Genomic DNA, 24914 nt, shown 5'->3' on the forward strand with positions numbered 1-24914 from the left:
CGGTCCGCACACCGAGAACGCCCGCCCGCCCCCGCCCTCCGCGGCGTGCGGGGGCGGGCAGAACACGAGGCGCGGGGCCAGGAGCGTCAGACGCCGACCGGCGGGGCCAAGGAGCGTGGGGACACGAGGCGCGGGGCCCAGGAGCGTCAGATGCCGACCCGCTCGCCCGGGGCGATGCGGACGCCGCGGGCCCAGTCGGCGGCCTTCATCGGCTTCTTGCCCTGCGGCTGGACCCAGAGCAGCTCGACGGCGTGCGAACCGGTGCCGACGTGGACGTTGTTCTTGCCCGCCGCGAGCTCGCCGGGGGCGAGGTCCGTACGGTCGGGGACGAGCGCGGCCTGGATCAGCTTGAGGCGCTCGCCGCGGAACACGGTCCACGCGCCCGGGGCGGGCGTGCAGCCGCGCACCACGCGGTCCACGCGCAGCGCCGGGGCCCTCCAGTCCACGTGCGCGTCCTCGACCTGGATCTTGGGCGCCAGAGTGATGCCGTCGGCCGGCTGCGGGACGGCCTTCAGGGTGCCGTCCTCGATGCCGTCCATGGTCGCGGCGAGCAGCCCGGCGCCCGCGAACGCGAGCCGGGTGAGCAGGTCGCCACTGGTGTCGGTGGGGCGGACGTCCTCGGTGATCACGCCGTAGACCGGTCCGGAGTCGAGCCCCTCCTCGATCTGGAACGTCGACGCGCCCGTCACCTCGTCGCCCGCCATGACGGCGTGCTGCACGGGCGCCGCGCCGCGCCAGGCCGGCAGCAGCGAGAAGTGCAGATTGACCCAGCCCTGGGCCGGGATGTCGAGGGCGGCCTTGGGGAGCAGCGCGCCGTAGGCGACGACCGGGCAGCAGTCCGGGGCGATCTCGCGCAGCCGCGCGAGGAACGCCTCGTCCCGCGGCCTCGCCGGCTTGAGGATCTCGATCCCGGCCGCCTCGGCCCGCTCGGCGACCGGGCTCGCCACCAGGTGACGGCCGCGGCCCGCGGGGGCGTCGGGGCGGGTGACGACGGCCGTCACCTCGTGTCGGCCGGAGGCGAGCAGGGCGTCCAGGGCGGGCACGGCGACCTCGGGGGTGCCTGCGAAGACCAGCTTCACTCGGAAAAACCTCGCGTCTCGGGGCGATGGGGTACCTCCCTGCTCGAGCGCAGCCGAGAGCTCGGGGGAGGGCAGCACACCAGTCTAGGGGCCGGGCCACGAGGGGGCGTACGTGGCGCCGAGCGCCCCACGCATATGCGTGTACGCCCCTTCAGCGTGACCCAACCACGGGTAGCGCGTTGGTCAAGAGAGATTGACCGAAGCGGGCCCGCCCCCTCGTCGTGGCCCGACCCTTTTACACGCCGGTTCGAGAGGCTTCCACATGGCCGACCACGCAGCCCACGACGCCCAAGCCCGGGCGAGTCTGCACCTGTTGGTGCGAGACATCGAGCGGGTCCGGCGCCAGGTCGACGCACTGCGCACGCTCACGGCCCAGTTGGGCAATGTCTACCGCCCGCGCCGCTCCGGCCCCTCGACGGGCTTCGTCGTCTACGGACGGGCGCCCGCGCCGACGGTCCGGCTCGCCCAGGAGCTGCGGGACAGTGTCGAGACGCTGGTGACGGCGGCGGTCGACTTCGACCGCTCGCTCGGGTTCTCATGGGACGCGGTGGGCTCGGCGCTCGGGGTCACGAAGCAGGCCGTCCACCGCCGCTACGGCTCGCGGCGCGCGCCGCAGCCGGGCGCCGTCGTGGAGCAGGAGCGCGCGCCGGAGCCGGGCCCGACCCGCACGCTTCCGGTGGTGCCGCCGGCCCGCACGATGCCGCCGCAGCCCGCCACCGCGTCTCCGTCCGCGCTCCGCGAGGACCCCCGCCCCCCGGCCTTCCCCGGCCCCCGCAACGGCTGACGCACGCCGCACGTGCCCACCCCGTCGTGGGCGACGGTTCCGCCCTGCGGAATCGCCCACAACGGGTGGTGGGTCAGCCGATGTCCGGGGGGTCCACCCGGACCCTGACCGGCTCCCCGCCGCCCCGGGCCAGCCGCGCCGCCTGGGCCTTCTTCAAGGCCGCCGCCAGCGCCGACCCGTTGCCCGGCAGGACGCGGACGAGCGCTCGCTCCCACTGCTCCCCCGGCGGGGTGTCGCCCGGGCGGCGTGGTCCGCCCGGGCGGACCACGGGGAGCGGGACCGGGCCCAGCACCTCCGCGTCGCCCGGGAGTTCGGCCGCGCCGAGGAAGGCCACGACCGCCTCCGGCGGGCCGGAGACCGCCGCCATCCGGGAGACCGGCGGGAATCCCAGCTCCGCCCGCTCCGCCAGCTCGCGCTGGGCGTGGCCGACCGGGTCCCAGCGCACCAGCGCCTGCACCGGCCGCAGCGTGGGTTCCGCGACCACCACCACCGTGCCGCCCTCCCCCTGCCCCCGTACCAGCGAGGCCGCGTCGATCCAGCGCCGTAGCGCCTCCTCGCCCGCGCGCAGGTCGGGGCGGCCGAGCATCGCCCAGCCGTCGAGGAGGAGCGCCGCCGCGTAACCGCCCTCGGCGACCGGTTCCGCTCCCGGCGTGGAGACCACCAGCGCGGGCCGCCCGGGCACGGTGTCCAGGATGTGGTCCCGCCCCGAGGTCCGTACCGGCACCGCGGGGAACGCCCGGCCCAGCTCCTCCGCCGTGCGGCGCGCGCCCACGATCTGGGCCCGCAGCCGCGTCGAGCCGCACTCCACGCAGTGCCAGTCCGGGGCGCCCCGCCCGCACCAGCCGCACCGCAGCTCCTGCTGCTCGGGCGCCTCCAGGGGCCCGGCGCAGTGCCGGCAGCGGGCGGGCGTCCGGCAGCGCTCGCACGCCAGCCTCGGTACGTAACCCCGGCGCGGCACCTGGACGAGCACCGGGCCGCTCTTCAGGCCCTCCCGCACGGTCTCCCAGGCCAGGGAGGGCAGCCGGGCGGCCCTGGCCGCCTCGTCGCGGGCGAGCAGTTCGTCCCCCACGGTCCGGACGAGCGGGGCGGCGGTCCGCACCTGTTCGCGGCCCGCGACGAGCGGGGCGGCCCACCCGGACTCCACGAGCTGGGCGGCCTCGACGGTGCAGCTGGTGGAGCCGAGCAGGAACGCGCACCGGTCGTGGGCGGCGCGCAGCAGCAGGACGTCGCGCGCGTGGGGCTGCGGGGCGTGCGGCTCGCTGTGGCTGCCGTCGCCGTCGTCCCAGATCGCGACGAGCCCGAGGTCGCGGACGGGCGCGAACATCGCCGCCCGTGTGCCCACGACCGCCCGCACCGAGCCCCGCCGTACCGCGAGCCACTGGGCGTACCGCTTCTCCGGTCCGGTCTCCGCCGTGAGCAGCGCGTGCCGTCCGGGCCCCAGGAGCGCCGCCAGGGCCGCGTCCACGCGCCCCGCGGCGCGCCCGTCGGGTACGACGACCAGGGCGCCCCGCCCGGAGGCGAGCGTGGCGCCGACGGCCCGGGCCAGTTCCTCGGCCCAGTACGGGCCCGGCAGCGCGTTCCACACCGCGCGCGGGGCACCGCCGCGGGCCAGGGCCTCCAGGAAGCCGGGCCCGCGTTCGTACCGCGACCAGCTGCCCGCCTCCGGCGCGGCGGGAGGCGGCAGCGGCTCCGGGGACGCCTTCCCCTCCGCCCGCGCGCTACGGGGCGGTACGGCGAGCTGGAGGACGTCGGCCAGGCTTCCCGCGTACCGGTCGGCCACCGCCCGCGCGAGCCCCAGGAGCTCGGCGCTCAGCACCGGCTCCGGGGAGACGACGTCGGCGAGCGCGGCCAGCGCCCCCTTGTAGTCCGACTCTGCCCGCCGCTCGACGAGGAACCCGTCGATCAGCCGCCCGCCCTCGCGCCGCCCGTCGCGGACCTGGTGCGCCCCGGCCCCGAACCGCACCCGCACCCGCACCCCGGGCTGCGCGACGGCGTCCAGCTCCTCGGGCACGGCGTAGTCGAAGAACTGGTCGAGATGGAGCACCCCCTTGTTGACCACCACCCGCGCGACGGGCAGCTCCCTGGCCAGCGCGGCCCCCCGCCACGTCCGCGGCTTGGCCCGCGGCACCTTCGCCTTCCGTACGGACTCCCGAATGAGCGCGAGCTGCTCGTGCGACTCACCGGCCGCACCCTCGGGCGTCTCGTTCTCGCTGCTCACAGCCACATACCTACCAGACCGCACCGACACCCGGCCCGGGCCGGACGCGCGGAAGCCCGGCTCCCCCAGGGGTGCCGGGCTTCCGCCTCGTGTCTCGTCGGCGCCTTACAGGCCCGCGGCCTTCTTCAGCGCGTCCACACGGTCCGTGCGCTCCCAGGTGAAGTCGGGGAGCTCGCGGCCGAAGTGGCCGTACGCCGCGGTCTGGGCGTAGATCGGGCGGAGCAGGTCGAGGTCGCGGATGATCGCGGCCGGGCGGAGGTCGAAGACCTCGCCGATGGCGTTCTCGATCTTCTCGGTCTCGACCGTGTTCGTGCCGAAGGTCTCGACGAAGAGGCCGACGGGCTCCGCCTTGCCGATCGCGTACGCGACCTGGACCTCGCAGCGCGAGGCGAGGCCGGCGGCCACGACGTTCTTGGCGACCCAGCGCATGGCGTAGGCGGCCGAGCGGTCGACCTTGGACGGGTCCTTGCCCGAGAAGGCGCCGCCGCCGTGACGGGCCATGCCGCCGTAGGTGTCGATGATGATCTTGCGGCCGGTGAGGCCGGCGTCGCCCATCGGGCCGCCGATCTCGAAGCGGCCGGTCGGGTTGACCAGGAGGCGGTAGCCGTCGACGTCCAGCTTGATGCCGTCCTCGACGAGCTGCTTCAGGACGTGCTCGACGACGAACTCGCGGATGTCGGGCGCGAGCAGCGACTCGAGGTCGATGTCCGAGGCGTGCTGGGAGGAGACCACGACCGTGTCGAGACGGACGGCCTTGTCGCCGTCGTACTCGATGGTGACCTGGGTCTTGCCGTCGGGGCGCAGGTACGGGATGGTCCCGTTCTTGCGGACCTCGGTCAGACGGCGGGAGAGGCGGTGCGCCAGGTAGATCGGGAGCGGCATCAGCTCCGGGGTCTCGTCCGACGCGTAGCCGAACATCAGGCCCTGGTCGCCGGCGCCCTGCTTGTCGAGCTCGTCCTCGTCGCCCTCGACGCGCTTCTCGTACGCCGTGTCGACGCCCTGCGCGATGTCCGGGGACTGCGACCCGATGGAGACCGAGACGCCGCAGGACGCGCCGTCGAAGCCCTTCTTCGAGGAGTCGTACCCGATCTCGAGGATCTTGTTCCGTACGAGGGTGGGGATGTCGGCCCACGCCTTCGTGGTGACCTCACCGGCGACGTGCACGAGGCCGGTGGTGATCAGCGTCTCGACGGCGACGCGGGAGGTGGGGTCCTCGCGGAGCAGCGCATCGAGAATGGTGTCGCTGATCTGGTCAGCGATCTTGTCGGGGTGACCTTCGGTCACGGACTCCGAAGTGAACAGACGACGGGACACAATGCTCCCTGGGGTTGCAGCGGCTGCTGGCTGAACAATGTCGGACGGCAGGGGGCTGCGCCCCGCGTCGTACCAAGAACAGTCTATCGGGCGTGGTCGGGCATTGGGCCAGGTGTCTCGCAAGGTGGGAGCCCTGCGCCCACCGGATCCGGCCCGGACGGCTTCCCGCGCACCCGCGCGGATCGGCCTGCTGGAGCGGTATTCCGGGGAATTCACTCGCCCGGGACGGTGAATTCCGGCCGCTGGTGAGATTTCCCCGGATTCTGCCCGGGAACGGACCGCAGACGGGGTGCGACGAGGTCCCAGACCGTCTCCGCGAGGGCTTCCTTCGGTCCGTACGGTACGGGCGTGTCGGAGCCGTCGGAGGCGAGGATCACAGCCTCGTTCTCCTCGGAGCCGAAGGTCTTGCGCTCCCCCACCTCGTTGACGACCAACAGGTCGCAGCCCTTGCGGCGGAGCTTCTCGCGGCCGTTGGCGATCACGTCGTCCGTCTCGGCGGCGAAGCCCACGACCACCTGGCCGGGCAGGGCGCGCTCGGCGGAGATCTCGGCGAGGATGTCGGGGTTGCGGACCAGCTCGACGACCGGCGCCTCGACGTCGTCCCGCTTCTTGATCTTGCCGGTGGCGTAGACGGCGGGGCGGAAGTCGGCGACCGCGGCGGCCATGACCACGGCGTCGGCGTCGGCCGCCGCCTTGAGGACGGCCTCGCGCAGCTGGACGGCGGTGCCGACGTGGACGACGTCGACCCCGGCCGGGTCGGGGATGCCGGTGTTGGCCTCGACGAGCGTGACCCGGGCGCCCCGGGCCGCGGCGGCCTTGGCCAGGGCGTAGCCCTGCTTGCCGGAGGAGCGGTTGCCCAGGTAGCGGACGGGGTCGAGGGGCTCCCGGGTGCCGCCCGCGCTGACCACGACATGGCGGCCGGCGAGATCGGGGGCGGCCGTGCCGCGCGCGAGGATCCGCCGGCAGACCTCGAAGATCTCGACGGGGTCCGGCAGCCGGCCCTTGCCGGTGTCGACGCCGGTCAGCCGCCCGACGGCCGGCTCGATGACGACGGCACCGCGCCGGCGCAGCGTGGCCACGTTCTCCTGGGTGGCGGGGTGCTCCCACATCTCGGTGTGCATCGCCGGGGCGAAGACGACCGGACAGCGGGCGGTGAGCAGGGTGTTCGTCAGGAGGTCGTCGGCGAGGCCGTGGGCGGCCTTGGCGAGCATGTCGGCGGTGGCGGGGGCCACGACGACGAGGTCGGCGGCCTGCCCGATCCGGACGTGCGGGACCTCGTGGACGGACTCCCACACCTCGGTGGAGACGGGGTTGCCCGAGAGGGCGGACCAGGTGGCGGCGCCGACGAAGTTCAGGGCGGAGTCGGTCGGCACGACGCGTACGTCGTGGCCGGACTCGGTCAGCCGCCGGAGCAGCTCGCAGGCCTTGTAGGCGGCGATGCCACCGCTGACCCCCAGAACGACCTTCGGCTTCGTCACCACTGCCACTCCCCGCACTCGGATGCGTACGACTCCATGAGACACCACAGGCCCGGCGGATGTTCCGCCGGGCCTGTGGTGACGAACGTTACGTTCTGGCGTGCTTACTGCGCCGGGCCCTCGATGGCCTCGGAGGTCAGCAGACCCGCGTTGATCTCGCGCAGGGCGATCGAGAGCGGCTTCTCGTGGACGTGCGTGTCGACGAGGGGGCCGACGTACTCGAGCAGGCCCTCGCCGAGCTGCGAGTAGTACGCGTTGATCTGACGCGCGCGCTTGGCCGCGTAGATCACGAGGCTGTACTTCGAGTCGGTGGCCTCGAGCAGCTCGTCGATCGGCGGGTTGATGATGCCCTCGGGCGCGGTGATGGAAGAGGACACGCTCTAGCCTTCCGAAGAAACTTCTGGGTGAGCTGATCGGGATGATCAGATCCAGGTGATCAGAAAAAGATCAAACAACGTTCATCAAGGCTAGCAGCTCACGCGCCACGTCCTCGACGGAGGTGTTGACCAGGGTGGTGTCGAACTCCGTCTCGGCGGCCAGTTCGATCTTGGCGGCCTCCAGCCGGCGCTCGATGACCTCGGGCGACTCGGTCCCCCGGCCGGTGAGCCGGCGGACGAGCTCGTCCCAGCTCGGCGGGGCCAGGAAGACCAGCTGCGAGTCCGGCATGGACTCCTTGACCTGCCGGGCGCCCTGGAGGTCGATCTCCAGGAGGACCGGCTCGCCGGCCTCCAGTCGCTCCAGGACCGCGGCGCGCGGCGTGCCGTAGCGGTTGCCCGCGAACTCGGCCCATTCGAGGAGTTCCCCGTTGGCGACCAGCTTGTCGAATTCGTCGTCCGTGACGAAGAAGTACTGGACACCGTGCTTCTCGCCGGGGCGCGGCTTTCGTGTCGTGGCCGACACCGAGAGCCAGACCTCGGGGTGGACCTTGCGCATATGAGCGACGACCGTGCTCTTACCCACCCCGGAGGGGCCGGAGAGCACGGTCAGCCGCGGACGTACCTCTGCTGCCATGCAGCGATTATTCCAGCTTTGCGGGGGTGCCTGGGACGGCGGTCCCGTCTCAGGCGCCGGTGCTGCCGAACTCGCGCTCCAGGGAGGCGATCTGGTTGGAACCGAGCCCGCGCACGCGCCGGCTCTCGGAGATGCCGAGTCGCTCCATGATCTGCTTGGCGCGGACCTTGCCCACGCCGGGGAGGGACTCGAGCAGCGCGGAGACCTTCATCTTGCCGATGACGTCGTTCTCCTGGCCACTCTTGATCACCTCGTGGAGGGAGGCGCCGGAGTGCTTGAGTCGATTCTTGACCTCGGCCCGCTCCCGGCGAGCCGCGGCGGCCTTTTCGAGCGCGGCTGCGCGCTGTTCAGGGGTAAGGGGCGGAAGAGCCACGCCTACGTCACCTCGGATGTCGAACTGTCGGATACGGACCGGTGAGGAACGTGGTCGCCCCACACCATGAGCAGCGACCAACGCATGTGACGTTGAACGCCGACTCTGCCCCGGAGACTAGCGGCCAATGTCTCTCCAGTCAGCGAGAACAAGCGAAAAGTCCTGGTCAGCATCGACCGACCAGGACTTTTCCGGCATAACAACCGGGTTTTGGGTAAGGATCTTGTCAAGGAGTGAGACGGCTCTCACCTGCGGATTGGCCGGGAAGCCGGTCAGACGGCGACGGCCTCGCGGATTTCGGTCGCGTAGCGCTCCGCCGAGGAGCGCAGGGCGGCGGTGTCCGGACCGTGCTTCAGGACGCCCCGGCTGACGTTGGGGACCACGTTGCGGACCGCGGCGCCGAAGACCGCGGGGAGGTCGGCCGGGGTCGCGCCCTGCGCGCCGAGGCCGGGGGCCAGGAGCGGACCGTTGATGTCCAGGTCGAACGAGGACAGGTCGCCCAGCGTGGCACCGACCACCGCGCCGAAGGAGCCCATGGGGGTCTCCCCCGCGTTCTCCTCGGCGAGGTGGGCCAGCATGGTCGCGCCGATGGTGCGCCCGTCCTCGCGGACGGCCCGCTGGACCTCCGCGCCCTCCGGGTTGGAGGTGAGGGCCAGGACGAAGAGGCCCGCGCCGGACTCCCGCGCCAGGTCGACGGCCGGCTTCAGGGAGCCGTAGCCGAGGTACGGCGAGACCGTGAGCGCGTCCGAGAAGAGCGGGGAGTCCTTGCGGAGGAAGGCTTCGGCGTACGCGGCCATGGTGGAGCCGATGTCGCCGCGCTTGGCGTCCATGACGACCAGCGTGCCCGCCGCCCGCGCGTCCGCGACGGTCCGCTCCAGGACCGCGAGGCCCTTGGAGCCGAAGCGCTCGAAGAAGGCCGCCTGCGGCTTGAAGACGGCGACCTGGTCGGCCAGGGCCTCGACGACCGTACGGGAGAAGCGCTCCAGGCCCGCGATGTCGTCGTCCAGGCCCCAGGAGGCCAGCAGGGCGGCGTGCGGGTCGATGCCGACGCAGAGCGGGCCCCGCTCGTCCATGGCGGTGCGCAGCCGGGTGCCGAAGGAGAGAGTCACTGCGTGGCCTTTCGGGAGTCGGCGCCGACGGCCTCGGCGAGGGTGGCGTACGGGGAGGCGGCGAGGCGCGCCGCGAGGCCCTTGTGGATCGCCCGGGCGTAGAACGGGCCCTCGTAGATGAAGGCGCTGTACCCCTGGATCAGGGTGGCGCCGGCCAGGATGCGCTGCCAGGCGTCCTCGGCGTTCTCGATGCCGCCGACGCCCACGAGGACGAGTCGGTCGCCCACGCGCGCGTGGAGGCGCCTGAGCACCGCAAGGGAGCGCTCCTTGACGGGGGCGCCGGACAGTCCGCCGGTCTCCTTGACCAGCGCCGGGTCGGACTTCAGGCCGAGGCCCTCGCGGGCGATGGTGGTGTTGGTGGCGATGATGCCGTCGAGTCCGAGCTCCAGGGCCAGGTCGGCGACGGCGTCGACGTCCTCGTCCGCCAGGTCGGGGGCGATCTTGACCAGGAGCGGGACGCGGCGGTCGGTGACCGTGCGGTCGGCCGCCTCCCGTACCGCGGTGAGCAGCGGGCGCAGGGACTCCGTGGCCTGGAGGTTGCGCAGCCCCGGGGTGTTCGGGGAGGAGACGTTGACGACGAGGTAGTCGGCGTGCCGGGCGAGGCGCTCGGTGGACTTCACGTAGTCGGCGGCGGCCTCGGCCTCCGGGACGACCTTGGTCTTGCCGATGTTGACGCCCACGACGGTCCTGAAGACCGGCACGCGCGCGTGGAGGCGCTCGGCGACGGCGGCGGAGCCCTCGTTGTTGAAGCCCATGCGGTTGATGAGCGCACGGTCCGGGATCAGCCGGAAGAGGCGCTTCCTGGGGTTGCCGGGCTGGGCCTCGCCGGTGACCGTGCCGATCTCGACGTGGTCGAAGCCGAGCATCGACATGCCGTCGATGGCGACGGCGTTCTTGTCGAAGCCGGCGGCGAGGCCGAAGGGGCCGTGCATGCGCAGGCCGAGCGCCTCGGTGCGCAGCTCCCTGTACCGGGGGGCGAGGGCGGCGGCGACGAAGGTGCGGAGCACCGGGACGCGGGCGGCCAGGCGGATCCAGCGGAAGGCCAGGTGGTGGGCCTGCTCCGGGTCCATCCGCTTGAAGACCAGACGGAAGAAGAACTTGTACATGTGGGTGTCCTCAGCAAGAGGGGGACACCGTTTCCGGTGTCCCCCTCGTGGGTTGCTAGTCGCGGGCCGCGGTCAGGTGCTCCGCGTGTTCCTGGAGCGAGCGGACGCCGACGTCGCCGTGGCCGAGCGCCTCGATGCCCTGGACGGCGGCGGCGAGCGCCTGGACCGTGGTGAGACACGGGACGGAGCGGGCGACCGCCGCCGTACGGATGTCGTAGCCGTCGAGGCGGCCACCGGTGCCGTACGGGGTGTTGACGATCAGGTCGACCTGGCCGTCGTGGATCAGCTGGACGATCGTCTTCTCGCCGTTCGGGCCCTCGCCCTCGGACTGCTTGCGCACGACGGTGGCGTTGATGCCGTTGCGCTTGAGCACCTCCGCCGTGCCCGAGGTGGCCATCAGCTCGAAGCCGTGGGCGACCAGCTCGCGCGCCGGGAAGATCATCGAGCGCTTGTCGCGGTTGGCGACGGAGATGAAGGCGCGGCCCTTGGTGGGCAGCGGGCCGTAGGCTCCGGCCTGCGACTTGGCGTACGCCGTGCCGAAGACGGAGTCGATGCCCATGACCTCGCCGGTGGAGCGCATCTCCGGGCCGAGGATGGTGTCCACACCGCGTCCCTGGATGTCGCGGAAGCGCGTCCACGGCATCACGGCCTCCTTGACGGAGATCGGCGCGTCGAGCGGCAGGGTGCCGCCGTCGCCGGTCTTCGGGAGCAGGCCCTCGGCGCGCAGCTCGGCGATGGTGGCGCCCAGCGAGATGCGGGCGGCGGCCTTCGCCAGCGGCACGGCGGTCGCCTTCGAGGTGAAGGGGACGGTCCGGGAGGCGCGCGGGTTGGCCTCCAGGACGTAGAGGATGTCGCCGGCCATCGCGAACTGGATGTTGATCAGGCCGCGGACGCCGACGCCCTTGGCGATGGCCTCCGTGGAGGTGCGCAGGCGCTTGATGTCGAAGCCGCCGAGGGTGATCGGGGGCAGGGCGCAGGCCGAGTCGCCGGAGTGGATGCCGGCCTCCTCGATGTGCTCCATGACGCCGCCGAGGTAGAGCTCGTGGCCGTCGTAGAGGGCGTCGACGTCGATCTCGATGGCGTCGTCGAGGAAGCGGTCGACCAGGACCGGCCGGGTGGGGCTGATCTCGGTGGACTCGGCGATGTACGACTCCAGGCGGGCCTCGTCGTAGACGATCTCCATGCCGCGGCCGCCGAGCACGTACGAGGGGCGTACGAGGACGGGGTAGCCGATCTCGTCGGCGATGGCCTTGGCGCCGGCGAAGGTGGTCGCGGTGCCGTGCTTGGGGGCCGGGAGGCCCGCCTCGGCGAGGACCTGGCCGAAGGCGCCGCGGTCCTCGGCGGCGTGGATGGCCTCCGGGGAGGTGCCGACGACCGGCACGCCGTTGTCCTTGAGGGCCTGGGAGAGGCCCAGCGGGGTCTGGCCGCCGAGCTGGACGACGACACCGGCAACGGGTCCGGCCAGCGTCTCGGCGTGGACGATCTCCAGCACGTCTTCCAGCGTCAGCGGCTCGAAGTACAGGCGGTCGGAGGTGTCGTAGTCGGTGGAAACGGTCTCCGGGTTGCAGTTGACCATCACGGTCTCGTAGCCGGCGTCGCTGAGCGCGAAGGAGGCGTGGACGCAGGAGTAGTCGAACTCGATGCCCTGGCCGATGCGGTTCGGGCCGGAGCCCAGGATGATCACGGCGGGCTTGGTGCGCGGCGCGACCTCGCTCTCCTCGTCGTACGAGGAGTAGAAGTACGGCGTCTTGGCGGCGAACTCGGCGGCGCAGGTGTCGACCGTCTTGTAGACCGGCCGGACGCCGAGGGCGTGCCGGACCTCGCGGACGACGTCCTCGCGCAGGCCGCGGATGTCGGCGATCTGGGCGTCGGAGAAGCCGTGGCGCTTGGCCTCGGCGAGCAGCTCGGGCTGGAGCTTCTCGGCGGCGGCCAGCTCGTCGGCGATCTCCTTGATGAGGAAGAGCTGGTCGACGAACCAGGGGTCGATCTTCGTGGCCTCGAAGACCTCCTCGGGGGTGGCTCCCGCGCGGATGGCCTGCATGACCGTGTTGATGCGGCCGTCGGTCGGGCGGACCGCCTCGCGCAGCAGCTCGGCCTTGTCGCCGGGCTCGCCGGTGAAGGCGAACTGCGAGCCCTTCTTCTCCAGGGAGCGCAGGGCCTTCTGGAGGGCCTCGGTGAAGTTGCGGCCGATGGCCATGGCCTCGCCGACCGACTTCATGGTGGTGGTGAGGGTGGAGTCGGCCTGCGGGAACTTCTCGAAGGCGAAGCGCGGGGCCTTGACGACGACGTAGTCGAGCGTGGGCTCGAAGGACGCCGGGGTCTTCTCCGTGATGTCGTTGGGGATCTCGTCCAGCGTGTAGCCGACGGCGAGCCGGGCCGCGATCTTCGCGATCGGGAAGCCGGTCGCCTTGGAGGCGAGGGCGGAGGACCGGGAGACACGCGGGTTCATCTCGATGACGATGATCCGGCCGTCGTCCGGGTTGACCGCGAACTGGATGTTGCAGCCGCCGGTGTCGACGCCGACCTCGCGGATGATCGCGATGCCGATGTCCCGCAGCCGCTGGTACTCGCGGTCGGTGAGGGTCATCGCCGGGGCGACGGTGATCGAGTCGCCGGTGTGGACGCCCATCGGGTCGAAGTTCTCGATGGAGCAGACGACCACGACGTTGTCGTTCTTGTCGCGCATCAGCTCCAGCTCGTACTCCTTCCAGCCGAGGATGGACTCCTCCAGGAGCACCTCGGTGGTGGGAGACAGGGTCAGGCCCTGGCCGGCGATGCGGCGCAGCTCTTCCTCGTCGTGGGCGAAGCCGGAGCCGGCGCCGCCCATGGTGAAGGAGGGGCGGACGACGACGGGGTAGCCGCCGAGCGTGTCGACGCCCTGGATGACGTCGTCCATGGTGTGGCAGATGACCGAGCGGGCGGACTCGCCGTAACCGATCTTGGCCTTGACGGCCTCGACGACGCCCTTGAAGAGGTCGCGGTCCTCGCCCTTGTGGATGGCCTCCACGTTGGCGCCGATGAGCTCGACGCCGTACTTCTCCAGGACGCCCTGCTCGTGCATGGAGATCGCGGTGTTGAGCGCGGTCTGGCCGCCGAGGGTGGGCAGGAGGGCGTCGGGGCGCTCCTTGGCGATGATCTTCTCGACGAACTCGGGGGTGATCGGCTCGACGTAGGTGGCGTCGGCGATCTCCGGGTCGGTCATGATCGTCGCCGGGTTGGAGTTGACCAGGATCACCCGCAGGCCCTCGGCCTTGAGGATGCGGCAGGCCTGGGTGCCGGAGTAGTCGAACTCGGCGGCCTGGCCGATGACGATCGGGCCGGAGCCGATGACCAGGACGGACTGGATATCGGTGCGCTTAGGCACGCTCGGCCTCCATCAGGGATACGAAGCGGTCGAAGAGGTACGCGGCGTCGTGCGGGCCCGCGGCCGCCTCGGGGTGGTACTGGACGGAGAAGGCCGGCTGGTCGAGCAGCTGGAGGCCTTCCACCACGTTGTCGTTCAGGCAGACGTGCGAGACCTCGGCACGCCCGTAGGGGGTGTCCGAGACCTTGTCGAGGGGCGCGTCGACGGCGAAGCCGTGGTTGTGCGCGGTGACCTCGACCTTGCCGGTCGTACGGTCCTGCACCGGCTGGTTGATGCCGCGGTGGCCGTACTTCAGCTTGTAGGTGCCGAAGCCGAGCGAGCGGCCGAGGATCTGGTTGCCGAAGCAGATGCCGAAGAGCGGCGTCCTGCGCTCCAGCACGCCCTGCATGACGGAGACGGCGTGGTCGGCGGTGGCCGGGTCGCCGGGGCCGTTGGAGAAGAACACCCCGTCCGGGGCGACGGCGTAGACGTCCTCGACGGTGGCGGTGGCGGGCAGCACGTGCACCTCGATGCCGCGCTCGGCCATCCGGTGCGGGGTCATGCCCTTGATGCCGAGGTCGACGGCGGCGACGGTGAACTTCTTCTCGCCGATCGCGGGGACGACGTACGTCTCCTTGGTGGCGACCTCGGCGGAGAGGTTCGCGCCCTTCATCTGGGGGGCCGCCTTCACCTTGGCGAGGAGGGCTTCGTCCCGGACGCCCGTCCAGGCGTCGCCGGAGAAGATGCCGACGCGCATGGCGCCGCGCTCGCGCAGGTGGCGGGTGAGGGCGCGGGTGTCGATGCCGGAGATGCCGACGACGCCCTGGGCGGCCAGCTCCTCGTCCAGCGAGCGCTTGGCGCGCCAGTTGGAGGAGACGCGTGCGGGGTCGCGGACGACGTAACCGGAGACCCAGATACGGGAGGACTCGGGGTCGTCGTCGTTGACGCCGGTGTTGCCGACGTGCGGGGCGGTCATCACGACGACCTGGCGGTGGTACGACGGGTCGGTGAGGGTCTCCTGGTAGCCGGTCATGCCGGTGGAGAAGACGGCCTCGCCGAAGGTCTCCCCCACGGCCCCGTAGGCGCGGCCGCGGAAGATGCGGCCGTCCTCCAGGACGAGTACGGCGGGAGCGGCCTTGTGCCTCTGCGAGGCCGCTCCCTGGATGGAGGTCGTCATCGTGCGGTGCCTTCCGTCGTCTTGATCATGCTGTTCAGGGTCTCGACCCAGGTGGCGTGCTCCGCCGCCCGGTCGGACCGGAAGCCGGAGTCGAGCAGCTTCTCGCCGTGCGCCCACGTGACGATCAGCAGCCCGCCCTCGGCGAGTACCTTGCCCGCGATGCCCTTGTCGAGCCGGGCCTCGCGCAGGGCCGCGGCCGGGACGAAGAAGTCGTTCGCCCCGGGGCGAACGACCTCGATCCCCGCGTCCGTGAGGGTGAGCTCGACGCGGCTGCGGGTGCCGAGACCGTGGGCGACGATCCGGTCGAGCCACTGCCCGGCCGTGGTCGAGCCGTGGTACCGGCCGGAGAGCTTCAGTCTCGCCTCACCGGCGTTCTCGGGCATTCCCGGCAGTTCGGGGAGGTCCGACTGGAGGCTGCCCCGCCACTTCCATCCCTGGCGCATCAGCCAGTAGACGAAGGCGATGAAGAGCAGGAGTCCCGCGACCCAGCCGAGCCGCCCGGCCCAGTCGGTCACCTCCGCCGACTTCTGTTCGGCCTCGGCGGCCAGTTCGATGAGTGTCACGCCAGCTTCCCGTCCACGACCGTTGCCCGGCCCCGCAGGAACGTGTGGGTGACACGCCCCGGCAGCTCGCGCCCCTCGTACGGAGTGTTGCGGCTGCGGGAGGCGAAGCCCGCGGGGTCCACGAGACCACGGTATGCCGGATCGACCAGGGTCAGGTTCGCGGGCTCACCTGCCGAGACGGGGCGTCCGTGGCCCTTGGCCTGCCCGATCTCGGCGGGCTTGACGGACATCCGGTCGGCAACGCCGGCCCAGTCGAGGAGTCCGGTCTCGACCATCGTCTGCTGGACGACGGAGAGCGCGGTCTCCAGGCCGACCATGCCCATGGCGGCCGCGGCCCACTCGCAGTCCTTGTCCTCGTGCGGATGGGGGGCGTGGTCGGTGGCGACGATGTCGATCGTGCCGTCCGCCAGGGCCTCGCGCAGCGCCATCACGTCACGCTCGGTGCGCAGCGGCGGGTTGACCTTGTAGACCGGGTTGTAGCTCCGGACCATCTCGTCGGTGAGGAGGAGGTGGTGCGGGGTGACCTCGGCGGTGACGTCGATGCCGCGGGACTTGGCCCAGCGGACGATCTCGACCGAACCGGCGGTGGAGAGGTGGCAGATGTGGACCCGGGAGCCGACGTGCTCGGCGAGCAGCACGTCGCGGGCGATGATCGACTCCTCGGCGACGGCCGGCCAGCCGCCGAGACCGAGCTCGGCGGAGACGACACCCTCGTTCATCTGGGCGCCCTCGGTGAGGCGGGGCTCCTGGGCGTGCTGGGCGACGACACCGCCGAAGGCCTTCACGTACTCCAGGGCGCGGCGCATCATGACGGCGTCGTCGACGCACTTGCCGTCGTCGGAGAAGACGGTGACGCCGGCGGCGGAGTCGTGCATGGCGCCGAGCTCGGCGAGCTTCTTGCCCTCCAGGCCGACGGTGACGGCGCCGATGGGCTGCACGTCGCAGTAGCCGGACTCCTTGCCGAGCCGGTAGACCTGCTCGACGACGCCGGCGGTGTCGGCGACCGGGAAGGTGTTGGCCATGGCGAAGACGGCGGTGAAGCCGCCGGAGGCGGCGGCGCGGGTACCGGTGAGGACGGTCTCGGAGTCCTCGCGGCCGGGCTCGCGCAGATGGGTGTGGAGGTCGACCAGGCCGGGCAGCAGGATCTGGCCCTCGGCCTCGATCACCGTCGCGCCCGCGGCCGACAGGCCCGTACCGACCTCGGCGATGGTCTCGCCGTCGATCAGGACGTCCTGGGCCTCGCCGCCCAGCACCTTGGCACCGCGGATAAGGATCTTGCTCATGGTTACTTGCTCTCCTCGGTACGGGTCTGGGTGACGGCGGAGTCGTTTCCGCCCAGAAGCAGGTAGAGGACGGCCATACGGATGGAGACGCCGTTGGCGACCTGCTCGACGACCGTGCAGCGGTCGGAGTCGGCGACCTCGGCGGTGATCTCCATACCGCGGACCATCGGGCCGGGGTGCATGACGATCGCGTGCTCGGGCATCCTCGCCATCCGCTCGCCGTCGAGCCCGTACCGCCGCGAGTACTCGCGCTCGGTCGGGAAGAAGGCGGCGTTCATCCGCTCGCGCTGCACACGCAGCATCATCACCGCGTCCGACTTGGGCAGCACGCTGTCGAGGTCGTAGCTGATCTCGCAGGGCCAGGTCTCGACACCGACGGGGACGAGGGTGGGCGGGGCCACCAGGGTGACCTCGGCGCCGAGGGTGTGCAGCAGGTCGACGTTGGAGCGGGCGACCCGGCTGTGCAGGACGTCGCCGACGAGGGTGATGCGCTTGCCCGCGAGGTCCTGGCCGAGGCCCGCGTCGCGGCCGACGAGGCGGCGGCGCATGGTGAAGGCGTCCAGCAGGGCCTGGGTGGGGTGCTGGTGGGTGCCGTCGCCGGCGTTGATGACGGGGGCGTCGATCCAGCCGGAGGTCGCGAGGCGGTACGGGGCTCCGGAGGCGCCGTGGCGGATGACGACGGCGTCGACGCCCATCGCCTCCAGGGTCTGCGCGGTGTCCTTGAGGGACTCGCCCTTGGAGACGCTGGAGCCCTTGGCCGCGAAGTTGATCACGTCGGCGGAGAGGCGCTTCTCTGCGGCCTCGAAGGAGATGCGGGTACGGGTGGAGTCCTCGAAGAAGAGGTTGCAGATCGTCCGGCCGCGCAGCGTGGGCAGCTTCTTGATCGGCCGGTCGGCGACCCGCGCCATCTCCTCGGCGGTGTCGAGGATGAGGACGGCGTCGTCGCGCGTGAGGTCGGCGGCCGAGATGAGGTGACGCATCATCGGGGTGTTCTCCGTCGTAAGGAGGTGGGGGGTCCGGGGGTGTCCCGGGAGCCCCGTCGGGTGCGGGCGCGCAGGGGTGTGCCCTGGACCCGTCGGGAGGTCCGGGCCCGGCCGGTCGGCTAGGCGGAGGTCCTGCTGCCGAGCAGCACGGTGTCGCGACCGTCCTCCTCGGCGAGCTGGACCTTGACCGTCTCGCGCAGCGACGTGGGGAGGTTCTTGCCGACGTAGTCGGCGCGGATCGGAAGTTCGCGGTGGCCGCGGTCGACGAGGACCGCGAGCTGGACGGCGCGCGGGCGGCCGATGTCGCCGAGCGCGTCGAGCGCGGCGCGGATCGTACGGCCGGAGAAGAGCACGTCGTCGACGAGGACGACCAGGCGGCCGTCGATGCCGTCACCGGGGATCTCGGTGCGGCCGATGGCCCGGGCGGGCTTCATCCGCAGGTCGTCGCGGTACATGGTGATGTCGAGCGAGCCGACCGGGATCTTGCGTCCGGTGATCTCGGCGAGCTTGTCGGCCAGCCGGCGGGCGAGGAAGACGCCGCGCGTCGGGATGCCGAGGAGGACCACGTCGTCGGCGCCCTTGGCGCGCTCGACGATCTCGTGGGCGATGCGGGTCAGGACCCGCGCGATGTCGGGGCCCTCGAGAACCGGGCGTGCCGCATCGGAGTGCTGCTGTGCGTCCATATGAAACGGACCTCCTTCTCCGCCTCACGGGACGGACCTTAAAGGACGTCGGATTTGCGCCATCGACTCTACCAGGGGCGGGTGAGTGCCCTGCTCACCACCCTGCCGCCACTCCGGGCGCCGTCCCCCGGGAGGGGGCGGTATGGACCATTCGGCTTGACGGAGGAGAGTAACGCTGCGTAACCTCACAGTGAGTTACCAGCCAGGCGGCGGAGCCGCACGTTGTCTACAGCGTCCAGCGTCCGGGGAGCTATATGTCCAGCGAATACGCAAAGCAGCTCGGGGCCAAGCTCCGTGCCATCCGCACCCAGCAGGGCCTTTCCCTCCACGGTGTGGAAGAGAAGTCCCAGGGCCGCTGGAAGGCCGTCGTGGTCGGCTCGTACGAGCGTGGTGACCGCGCCGTGACGGTGCAGCGCCTCGCCGAGCTTGCGGACTTCTACGGCGTTCCGGTGCAGGAGCTCCTGCCCGGCACGACCCCCGGCGGGGCCGCCGAGCCGCCGCCGAAGCTCGTCCTCGACCTGGAGCGTCTGGCCCACGTCCCGCAGGAGAAGGCCGGTCCCCTGCAGCGCTACGCGGCGACGATCCAATCCCAGCGCGGCGACTACAACGGCAAGGTGCTGTCGATCCGCCAGGACGACCTGCGCACGCTCGCGGTCATCTACGACCAGTCGCCCTCGGTGCTGACCGAGCAGCTGATCAGCTGGGGCGTCCTGGACGCCGACGCGCGTCGCGCGGTCGCCCACGAGGAGAGCTGAGCAGAAACGTTGCCGCCGGGGCGGGGAAGGGCCTGAGGGCCTTCCCCGCCCCGGCGGTTTCTCTGTGCCCCGGAGGGGACCAGGAGATCGCCTGAGCGGCCCTGAGAGAGCCCGGAGCGGGTCCGCCGGAGGCCCAGAGCGTCCCAGGAGTCCCAGGGGCCACAGGGGCCTCACAGCTACGCCGAAGGGGCCCGCAGCGCATCGTGCTGCGGGCCCCTTCGACTGCGGGAGGGCCGTCTCAGGCTTCCCGGCGCAGGCGCGGCTTCAGGTCCTTGAAGCGGGCCAGCAGGCCGTTGACGAAGGTCGGCGACTCGTCCGTGGAGAACTCCTTGGCGAGCTGCACCGCCTCGTCGATCGCCACGGCGTCCGGGGTCTCGTCCAGCCAGATCAGCTCGTACGCGCCGAGGCGCACGATGTTCCGGTCGGCGACCGGCATCCGGTCCAGGTCCCAGTCCACCGCGTAGGTGGCGATGAGCTCGTCGATCCGGTTCGCGTACTCCGCGTACCCCTCGACCAGCACCATCGTGAACTCGTTGACCGGCGGCTGACGGTCGTCGGACCGTGCGTGCCGGACCCAGTCCGCGAGGACCTCCTGCACGGACGCACCGCGCTGGTCGGCCTCGAAGAGGATCTGGAAGGCACGCTTACGGGCCTTGCTGCGGGCAGCCACGGTTAGTCGTTCACCCGGCCGAGGTAGTCGCTGCTGCGGGTGTCGACCTTGATCTTCTCACCGGTGGTGATGAAGAGCGGGACCTGGATCTCGTGGCCGGTCTCCAGCGTGGCGGGCTTGGTGCCACCGGTGGAACGGTCGCCCTGGACGCCCGGGTCCGTGTGCTGGATGGTCAGCACGACGGCGGCGGGGAGCTCGACGTAGAGCACCGAGCCCTCGTGCTGGGCGACGGAGGCGGTGAAGCCCTCGATCAGGAAGTTGGCGGCGTCACCGACGGCCTTGCGGTCGACGTGCAGCTGGTCGTAGGTCTCCATGTCCATGAAGACGAAGTAGTCGCCGTCCATGTAGGAGAACTGCATGTCGCGGCGGTCGATGGTGGCCGTGTCGACCTTCACGCCCGCGTTGAAGGTCTTGTCGACGACCTTGCCGGACAGCACGTTCTTGAGCTTGGTGCGCACGAAGGCCGGGCCCTTGCCGGGCTTGACGTGCTGGAACTCGACGACGGACCAGAGCTGGCCGCCTTCGAGCTTGAGCACCATGCCGTTCTTGAGGTCGTTCGTGGAAGCCACGGTTGCGGAATCTCCTGGACTGACGTGGACCAGGGAGGCCAACGCGCTCTACAGCGCGAGCAGCTCCTTGGTCGTAATGGTGAGTAGCTCGGGTCCGCCGTCCGCCTCCTGGCGCACGACGAGCGTGTCTTCGATCCGGACCCCGCCCCGGCCCGGGAGGTGGACCCCCGGTTCGACGGTGACCGGCACACAAGCGTCCAGTTTACCCATGGCCGCGGGTGCGAGCTGCGGGTCCTCGTCGATTTCGAGACCGACACCGTGCCCGGTGACCGGCGGAACCGCCTCGCCGTGGCCCGCCGCGTCCAGGATCTGGCGGGCGGCGCGGTCCACCTCGCGGAACTCGGTGCCGGGGGCGAGCGACTCCCGTCCGGCGCGCTGAGCGGCGAAGACGAGGTCGTACAGCTCGATCTGCCAGTCGGCGGGGGTCGTGCCGATGACGAACGTACGGCCGATCTCGCACCGGTAGCCACGGTAGTTGGCGCCGAGGCAGACGGAGAGGAAATCTCCCTCCTCGACCCGGCGGTCGGAGGGCTTGTGGCCGCCGCGCCCGGAGTTCGGGCCGGTGCCCACGGAGGTCGGGAACGCGGCGCCGTCCGCGCCGTGGTCGACGAGCCGGCGCTCCAGCTCGAGCGCGAGATGCCGCTCGGTCCGGCCCACGAGGATGGATTCGAGGAGCTCGCCCAGCGCCTGGTCGGCGATCTCCGCGGCGATCCGCAGGCAGGCGATCTCGTCCTCGTCCTTGACGATCCTCAGCTGCTCGACGGCTCCGCCGAGATCGGCGAGCTGGAGCTGCGGCGCGACCGAGCCCATCGCCCGGTGGCGGGCCACGGTCAGATGGTGCTCCTCCACGGCGAGGGCCTCCGCACCGGCCTTACGGGCGAAGCCGACCGCCGCGACCGCCGGATCGCCGCCGGCCGCGGGCAGCACGGACTGGCGGAGCAGCTCGTCGAGCCGCCCGTCGGCCGGATCACCGCCGGGGGCGGTGGGGCAGACCAGCACGTCCTCGTCCGGACCGAGCAGAAGGACGGCGCCGGGGGGTGAACCGCCCGCGAGATAGCGGACGTTGGCGGGGCGGGAGACCAGGGCCGCCGGGCTGCCGACTGCCGCGCACCGGTCGCGCAGCCGCACACGGCGGTCCGCATACACCTCTGACATGTTCCGAGCCTACGAGGGGCCGGGCGTCCCGGCCCGCTCAGCGCGGCCGACCGGGCCACGGCCGGCCCCTTCGGCCGTCACCAGGCGGGCGGGCTCGCTATCGAACGGGCCAGGACCTCGTCGAGGACACGGGCGGTGGTCTCGACGTCGTACGTGGAGTTGTCGATGATCGGCAGGCCGGATCCGTACCAGCCGGCCATCCGGCCGTGTATGGAGGCGACCTCCTCGTCCGAGAGCCGCCGGTTGCCGCTGCGCTCGGCGTTCCGCTCCAGGACGATCTCCAGGCCGGGAAGCAGGACGACCGGAAGCAGCCCCGGGCCCACGTGCCGCTTCCAGCCCCCGAGGCCGACGACGGGGCGGTCCGGGAAGACGGCGTCGTCGACGATGCAGGAGATGCCGTTGGCCAGGAAGTTGCGGGCGGCGAAACCGCAGGTGCGGCGGGCCAGGCGGTACTGGGCCTCGGAGTGCTCGTTCCAGCCCGACTGGGGGTCGGCGAAGCCGGAGCAGACCCATTCACGGACGTCGTCGAGGCTGATGTGGGCGGTGGGCACGCGTCGGCGCTGGGCCCAGTGCCGGGCGACGGTCGTCTTGCCGGCGCCTGCGGGGCCGATCAGGAGCACGGCGAGGGTGGCCGCGCCGGTGCCGGGCTCGGCGGGCGGCGGTACGGGGAGGGCGACGGGCGGCAGCGGTACGTGTCCGGTGACGTCGCGCTGCGGAGAACCGGGCTGCCCGGGGTGCGCCGGTACGCCTGCGGAGCCCCAGCCGGGAGCGGGCGGAGCGGAGTACGGGGCGGCCGAACCGGGAGCCTGCGGGGCCGCGGACGGCCCGGGCGGTCCGGCGTGCGGCGGCGACTGCGGCTGAGGGTGGGGGTGGGGGTGGGGGTGCGGCGCCTGGTGGCCGCCTTGTGGCGCTGGCGGCACGGGGGGTCGGCCGGCGCCGGGCGTCCAGCCCGAGGGGTCGGGTGGCAACGGAGCCCCCACTGCGTGCTGCATCCGGTGCCACTCCGTCTCGTACGGCCGATACTTCCGGGTACGTTACCGCCCCCGGCCCCCGCAGGGGGAACGGCCGGGGGCGGTCAAGAGTGCCCTGCCTGCCACTTCGGCACGGCGGGCTGTCAGTCGGTCAGTTCCTCGGCCAGCGCCCGCAGCGCCAGCCGGTAGGAGCCGATCCCGAATCCGGCCACGGTCCCGGTCGCCACCGCGGCGACGACCGACGTGTGCCGGAACTCCTCCCGGGTGTACGGGTTCGAGATGTGCACCTCGATCAGCGGCGCGGTCCGCTGGGCGGCCGCGTCGCGCATCCCGTACGAGTAGTGCGTGAACGCACCCGGGTTGAGAACGACCGGAACCGATCGGTCCGCGGCCTCGTGCAGCCAGCGGATCATCTCGCCCTCGTCGTTGGTCTCCCGGACCTCCACGTCGAAGCCGAGCTCCTCACCGAGGGTCCGGCAGGACTCCACCAGGCCCTTGTACGACGTGGCGCCGTAGATGTCGGGCTCGCGGGAGCCCAGCCGGCCGAGGTTCGGGCCGTTCAGCACGAGGACGCTGCGGCGGTCGCTCACGCGGACACCTCGCCGTAGGCGGCGACGAGGACGGCGGGGTCGGGGCCTTCGAGGACGGTGGGCTTGCCGAGTCCGTCGAGGACGATGAAGCGGAGCAGGTCGCCGCGGGACTTCTTGTCGACCTTCATCGCCTCCAGGAGCTTGGGCCACTGGTCGCCGCGGTAGCTGAGCGGCAGGCCGACGGACTCCAGGATGGTGCGGTGCCGGTCCGCCGTCGCGTCGTCCAGGCGGCCGGCCAGCCGGCCCAGCTCGGCGGCGAACACCATCCCGACCGACACGGCGGCTCCGTGACGCCACTTGTAGCGCTCGTTCTTCTCGATCGCGTGCGCCAGCGTGTGACCGTAGTTCAGGATCTCCCGGCGGCCCGACTCCTTCAGGTCACCCGAGACGACCTCGGCCTTGACCCGGATCGAACGGACGATCAGCTCCGCCGTGTGGGGACCGGCCGGCGTGCGGGCGGCCTGCGGATCCTCCTCGACCAGGTCCAGGATCACCGGGTCGGCGATGAAACCGGCCTTGATGATCTCCGCCATGCCGCTGACGTAGTCGTGGACCGGCAGCGAGTCCAGCGCCGCCAGGTCGCACAGCACCCCGGCCGGCGGGTGGAACGCCCCGACCAGGTTCTTGCCCTCGGCGGTGTTGATCCCGGTCTTCCCGCCGACGGCCGCGTCGACCATCGCCAGCACGGTCGTCGGCACGGCGATCCACCGCACCCCGCGCAGCCACGTGGCCGCCACGAAACCGGCCAGATCCGTCGTCGCCCCGCCACCCACGCCGACGATCACATCGGTACGGGTGAAACCGGTCTGGCCCAGCGCCTTCCAGCAGTACGCCGCGACCTCGGCAGTCTTGGCCTCCTCCGCGTTCGGCACCTGGATCGCCACCGCCTCGAAGCCCTGCCCGGCGAGATCGGCGCGCAGCGCCTCACCGGTCTCGGCCAGCGCCTCGGGGTGGATCACCGCGACCCGCTTCGCCCTGCTCCCGATCAGGCCGGGCAGCTCGGCCAGCAGCTGCCGCCCGACCAGTACCTCGTAGGGATCCGTACCCGCCGAACCGCCGACCTGGATCCGGGTCACTTCCTGGTCCGTCATACGTCCTTCTTCAGCTCCAGAGCGTCGAGGACCGCGTCCGCGACCTCTTCGGGCGTGCGTCCGTCGGTGGCCACGACCACCCGGGCGACTTCGGTGTACAGATGGCGGCGCGCCTCCATCATGTCGCGCCACTGACGGCGCGGATTGACGGCGAGCAGCGGTCGCGCGGTGTTGAGGCCGACACGCCGGACGGCCTCCTCGACATCCATCGCGAGATAGGCGACGGGCAGTCCACCGAGGAGTTCGCGGGTGCCGTCGTCCAGGATCGCGCCGCCGCCGAGCGCGAGGACGCCCTCGTGCTCGGCGACCGCGGTGCGCACGGCCTCCCGTTCAAGGGCGCGGAAGTGCTCCTCGCCCTCCTCGATGAAGATGTCCGCGATCTCACGGCCCTGGGCGGCGACGATGTCGGCGTCGGTGTCCCGGTAGGGCACGTCGAGCAGCTCGGCGAGGAGCGCGCCCACCGTGGACTTGCCGGACCCCATGGGGCCGACCAGGACGATCAGGGGTGCGGTCACCGGATCTGGAGGTGGTCGAGGTACGAGCGCACATTGCGGCGGGTCTCCGGAACACTGTCCCCGCCGAACTTCTCCACCACCGCGTCCGCGAGGA

The 24914-nt window shown here is 71.7% G+C and carries 24 protein-coding genes; 2 read left to right on the plus strand and 22 right to left on the minus strand.

The window, feature by feature from the left end:
* Positions 1-146: 146 nt before the first annotated feature.
* Positions 147-1079 (minus strand): methionyl-tRNA formyltransferase, encoded by a 933-nt coding sequence (gene fmt, locus M5362_RS30745; protein ID WP_260231118.1) that lies wholly within the window; start codon positions 1077-1079, stop codon positions 147-149.
* Positions 1080-1341: 262 nt separating this feature from the next.
* Here fmt and M5362_RS30750 point away from each other — a divergent pair, with 262 nt between their 5' ends.
* Positions 1342-1863, plus strand: coding sequence for a hypothetical protein (locus tag M5362_RS30750; protein ID WP_260231119.1), 522 nt, complete (start codon positions 1342-1344; stop codon positions 1861-1863).
* A gap of 73 nt (positions 1864-1936) precedes the next feature.
* Here the strand turns inward: M5362_RS30750 and M5362_RS30755 are convergent, their stop codons facing one another.
* The 14 genes from M5362_RS30755 to pyrR form a co-directional block, all read right to left on the minus strand.
* Positions 1937-4081 (minus strand): primosomal protein N', encoded by a 2145-nt coding sequence (locus M5362_RS30755; protein WP_260231121.1) that lies wholly within the window; start codon positions 4079-4081, stop codon positions 1937-1939.
* Positions 4082-4186: 105 nt separating this feature from the next.
* On the minus strand, positions 4187-5395 hold the full coding sequence (metK, locus tag M5362_RS30760; RefSeq protein ID WP_260231122.1) for a methionine adenosyltransferase: 1209 nt from the start codon (positions 5393-5395) through the stop codon (positions 4187-4189).
* Between the two features lie 212 nt (positions 5396-5607).
* Positions 5608-6873, minus strand: coding sequence for a bifunctional phosphopantothenoylcysteine decarboxylase/phosphopantothenate--cysteine ligase CoaBC (gene coaBC / locus M5362_RS30765; protein ID WP_260231123.1), 1266 nt, complete (start codon positions 6871-6873; stop codon positions 5608-5610).
* A 104-nt stretch (positions 6874-6977) separates the two neighbouring features.
* Positions 6978-7250: a DNA-directed RNA polymerase subunit omega gene (gene rpoZ / locus M5362_RS30770; protein ID WP_005319902.1), complete on the minus strand. Its 273-nt coding sequence runs from the start codon at positions 7248-7250 to the stop codon at positions 6978-6980.
* A 70-nt stretch (positions 7251-7320) separates the two neighbouring features.
* Entirely contained in the window at positions 7321-7884 is a 564-nt protein-coding gene (gene gmk / locus M5362_RS30775) for a guanylate kinase (RefSeq protein WP_260231124.1), read from the minus strand.
* 49 nt (positions 7885-7933) lie between these two features.
* Positions 7934-8257: an integration host factor gene (locus M5362_RS30780; protein ID WP_030693098.1), complete on the minus strand. Its 324-nt coding sequence runs from the start codon at positions 8255-8257 to the stop codon at positions 7934-7936.
* 272 nt (positions 8258-8529) lie between these two features.
* The gene (pyrF, locus tag M5362_RS30785) at positions 8530-9366 is read right to left on the minus strand and encodes an orotidine-5'-phosphate decarboxylase (RefSeq protein ID WP_260231125.1); all 837 of its coding nucleotides are present in this window, start codon (positions 9364-9366) and stop codon (positions 8530-8532) included.
* On the minus strand, positions 9363-10472 hold the full coding sequence (locus M5362_RS30790) for a quinone-dependent dihydroorotate dehydrogenase (protein ID WP_260231126.1): 1110 nt from the start codon (positions 10470-10472) through the stop codon (positions 9363-9365). The genes pyrF and M5362_RS30790 overlap by 4 nt, the downstream gene beginning before the upstream one ends.
* 55 nt (positions 10473-10527) lie before the next feature.
* Positions 10528-13836: a carbamoyl-phosphate synthase large subunit gene (carB, locus tag M5362_RS30795; protein WP_260231127.1), complete on the minus strand. Its 3309-nt coding sequence runs from the start codon at positions 13834-13836 to the stop codon at positions 10528-10530.
* On the minus strand, positions 13829-14992 hold the full coding sequence (gene carA, locus M5362_RS30800) for a glutamine-hydrolyzing carbamoyl-phosphate synthase small subunit (RefSeq protein WP_260231130.1): 1164 nt from the start codon (positions 14990-14992) through the stop codon (positions 13829-13831). The genes carB and carA overlap by 8 nt, the downstream gene beginning before the upstream one ends.
* Positions 14989-15555 (minus strand): hypothetical protein, encoded by a 567-nt coding sequence (locus M5362_RS30805; protein ID WP_260231131.1) that lies wholly within the window; start codon positions 15553-15555, stop codon positions 14989-14991. The genes carA and M5362_RS30805 overlap by 4 nt, the downstream gene beginning before the upstream one ends.
* On the minus strand, positions 15552-16838 hold the full coding sequence (locus M5362_RS30810; RefSeq protein WP_260231149.1) for a dihydroorotase: 1287 nt from the start codon (positions 16836-16838) through the stop codon (positions 15552-15554). The genes M5362_RS30805 and M5362_RS30810 overlap by 4 nt, the downstream gene beginning before the upstream one ends.
* Positions 16839-16840: 2 nt before the next feature.
* Positions 16841-17821 (minus strand): aspartate carbamoyltransferase catalytic subunit, encoded by a 981-nt coding sequence (locus tag M5362_RS30815; RefSeq protein ID WP_260231132.1) that lies wholly within the window; start codon positions 17819-17821, stop codon positions 16841-16843.
* Between the two features lie 119 nt (positions 17822-17940).
* Complete coding sequence (gene pyrR, locus M5362_RS30825) at positions 17941-18504, minus strand: bifunctional pyr operon transcriptional regulator/uracil phosphoribosyltransferase PyrR (RefSeq protein ID WP_260231134.1); 564 nt, start codon at positions 18502-18504, stop codon at positions 17941-17943.
* A gap of 254 nt (positions 18505-18758) precedes the next feature.
* Between pyrR and bldD the strand changes: the two genes are divergently transcribed.
* Positions 18759-19259 (plus strand): transcriptional regulator BldD, encoded by a 501-nt coding sequence (bldD, locus tag M5362_RS30830; RefSeq protein ID WP_005319862.1) that lies wholly within the window; start codon positions 18759-18761, stop codon positions 19257-19259.
* A gap of 238 nt (positions 19260-19497) precedes the next feature.
* On the opposite strand, the gene nusB is transcribed toward bldD, so the two are convergent.
* The 7 genes from nusB to M5362_RS30865 all read right to left on the minus strand — a co-directional run bounded on the left by nusB (position 19498) and on the right by M5362_RS30865 (position 24820).
* Positions 19498-19929 carry a transcription antitermination factor NusB gene (gene nusB / locus M5362_RS30835; protein ID WP_260231135.1) on the minus strand — a complete coding sequence of 144 codons (432 nt, stop codon included), beginning with the start codon at positions 19927-19929 and terminating at the stop codon, positions 19498-19500.
* 2 nt (positions 19930-19931) lie between these two features.
* Positions 19932-20498, minus strand: coding sequence for an elongation factor P (gene efp, locus M5362_RS30840; RefSeq protein ID WP_260231136.1), 567 nt, complete (start codon positions 20496-20498; stop codon positions 19932-19934).
* A gap of 48 nt (positions 20499-20546) precedes the next feature.
* Positions 20547-21653 carry an aminopeptidase P family protein gene (locus tag M5362_RS30845; protein ID WP_260231137.1) on the minus strand — a complete coding sequence of 369 codons (1107 nt, stop codon included), beginning with the start codon at positions 21651-21653 and terminating at the stop codon, positions 20547-20549.
* Positions 21654-21730: 77 nt separating this feature from the next.
* On the minus strand, positions 21731-22645 hold the full coding sequence (locus tag M5362_RS30850; protein WP_260231138.1) for an ATP-binding protein: 915 nt from the start codon (positions 22643-22645) through the stop codon (positions 21731-21733).
* Positions 22646-22767: 122 nt separating this feature from the next.
* A complete protein-coding gene (gene aroQ / locus M5362_RS30855; RefSeq protein WP_260231140.1) occupies positions 22768-23214 on the minus strand; it encodes a type II 3-dehydroquinate dehydratase in 447 nt (148 codons plus the stop codon).
* Complete coding sequence (gene aroB, locus M5362_RS30860) at positions 23211-24305, minus strand: 3-dehydroquinate synthase (protein ID WP_260231142.1); 1095 nt, start codon at positions 24303-24305, stop codon at positions 23211-23213. The genes aroQ and aroB overlap by 4 nt, the downstream gene beginning before the upstream one ends.
* On the minus strand, positions 24302-24820 hold the full coding sequence (locus M5362_RS30865; protein ID WP_260231143.1) for a shikimate kinase: 519 nt from the start codon (positions 24818-24820) through the stop codon (positions 24302-24304). Before M5362_RS30865 ends, aroB begins: the two co-directional genes overlap by 4 nt.
* Positions 24821-24914 lie beyond the last annotated feature (94 nt).

The sequence above is a fragment of the Streptomyces sp. Je 1-79 genome (assembly GCF_025195125.1).
GTDB lineage: Bacteria > Actinomycetota > Actinomycetes > Streptomycetales > Streptomycetaceae > Streptomyces.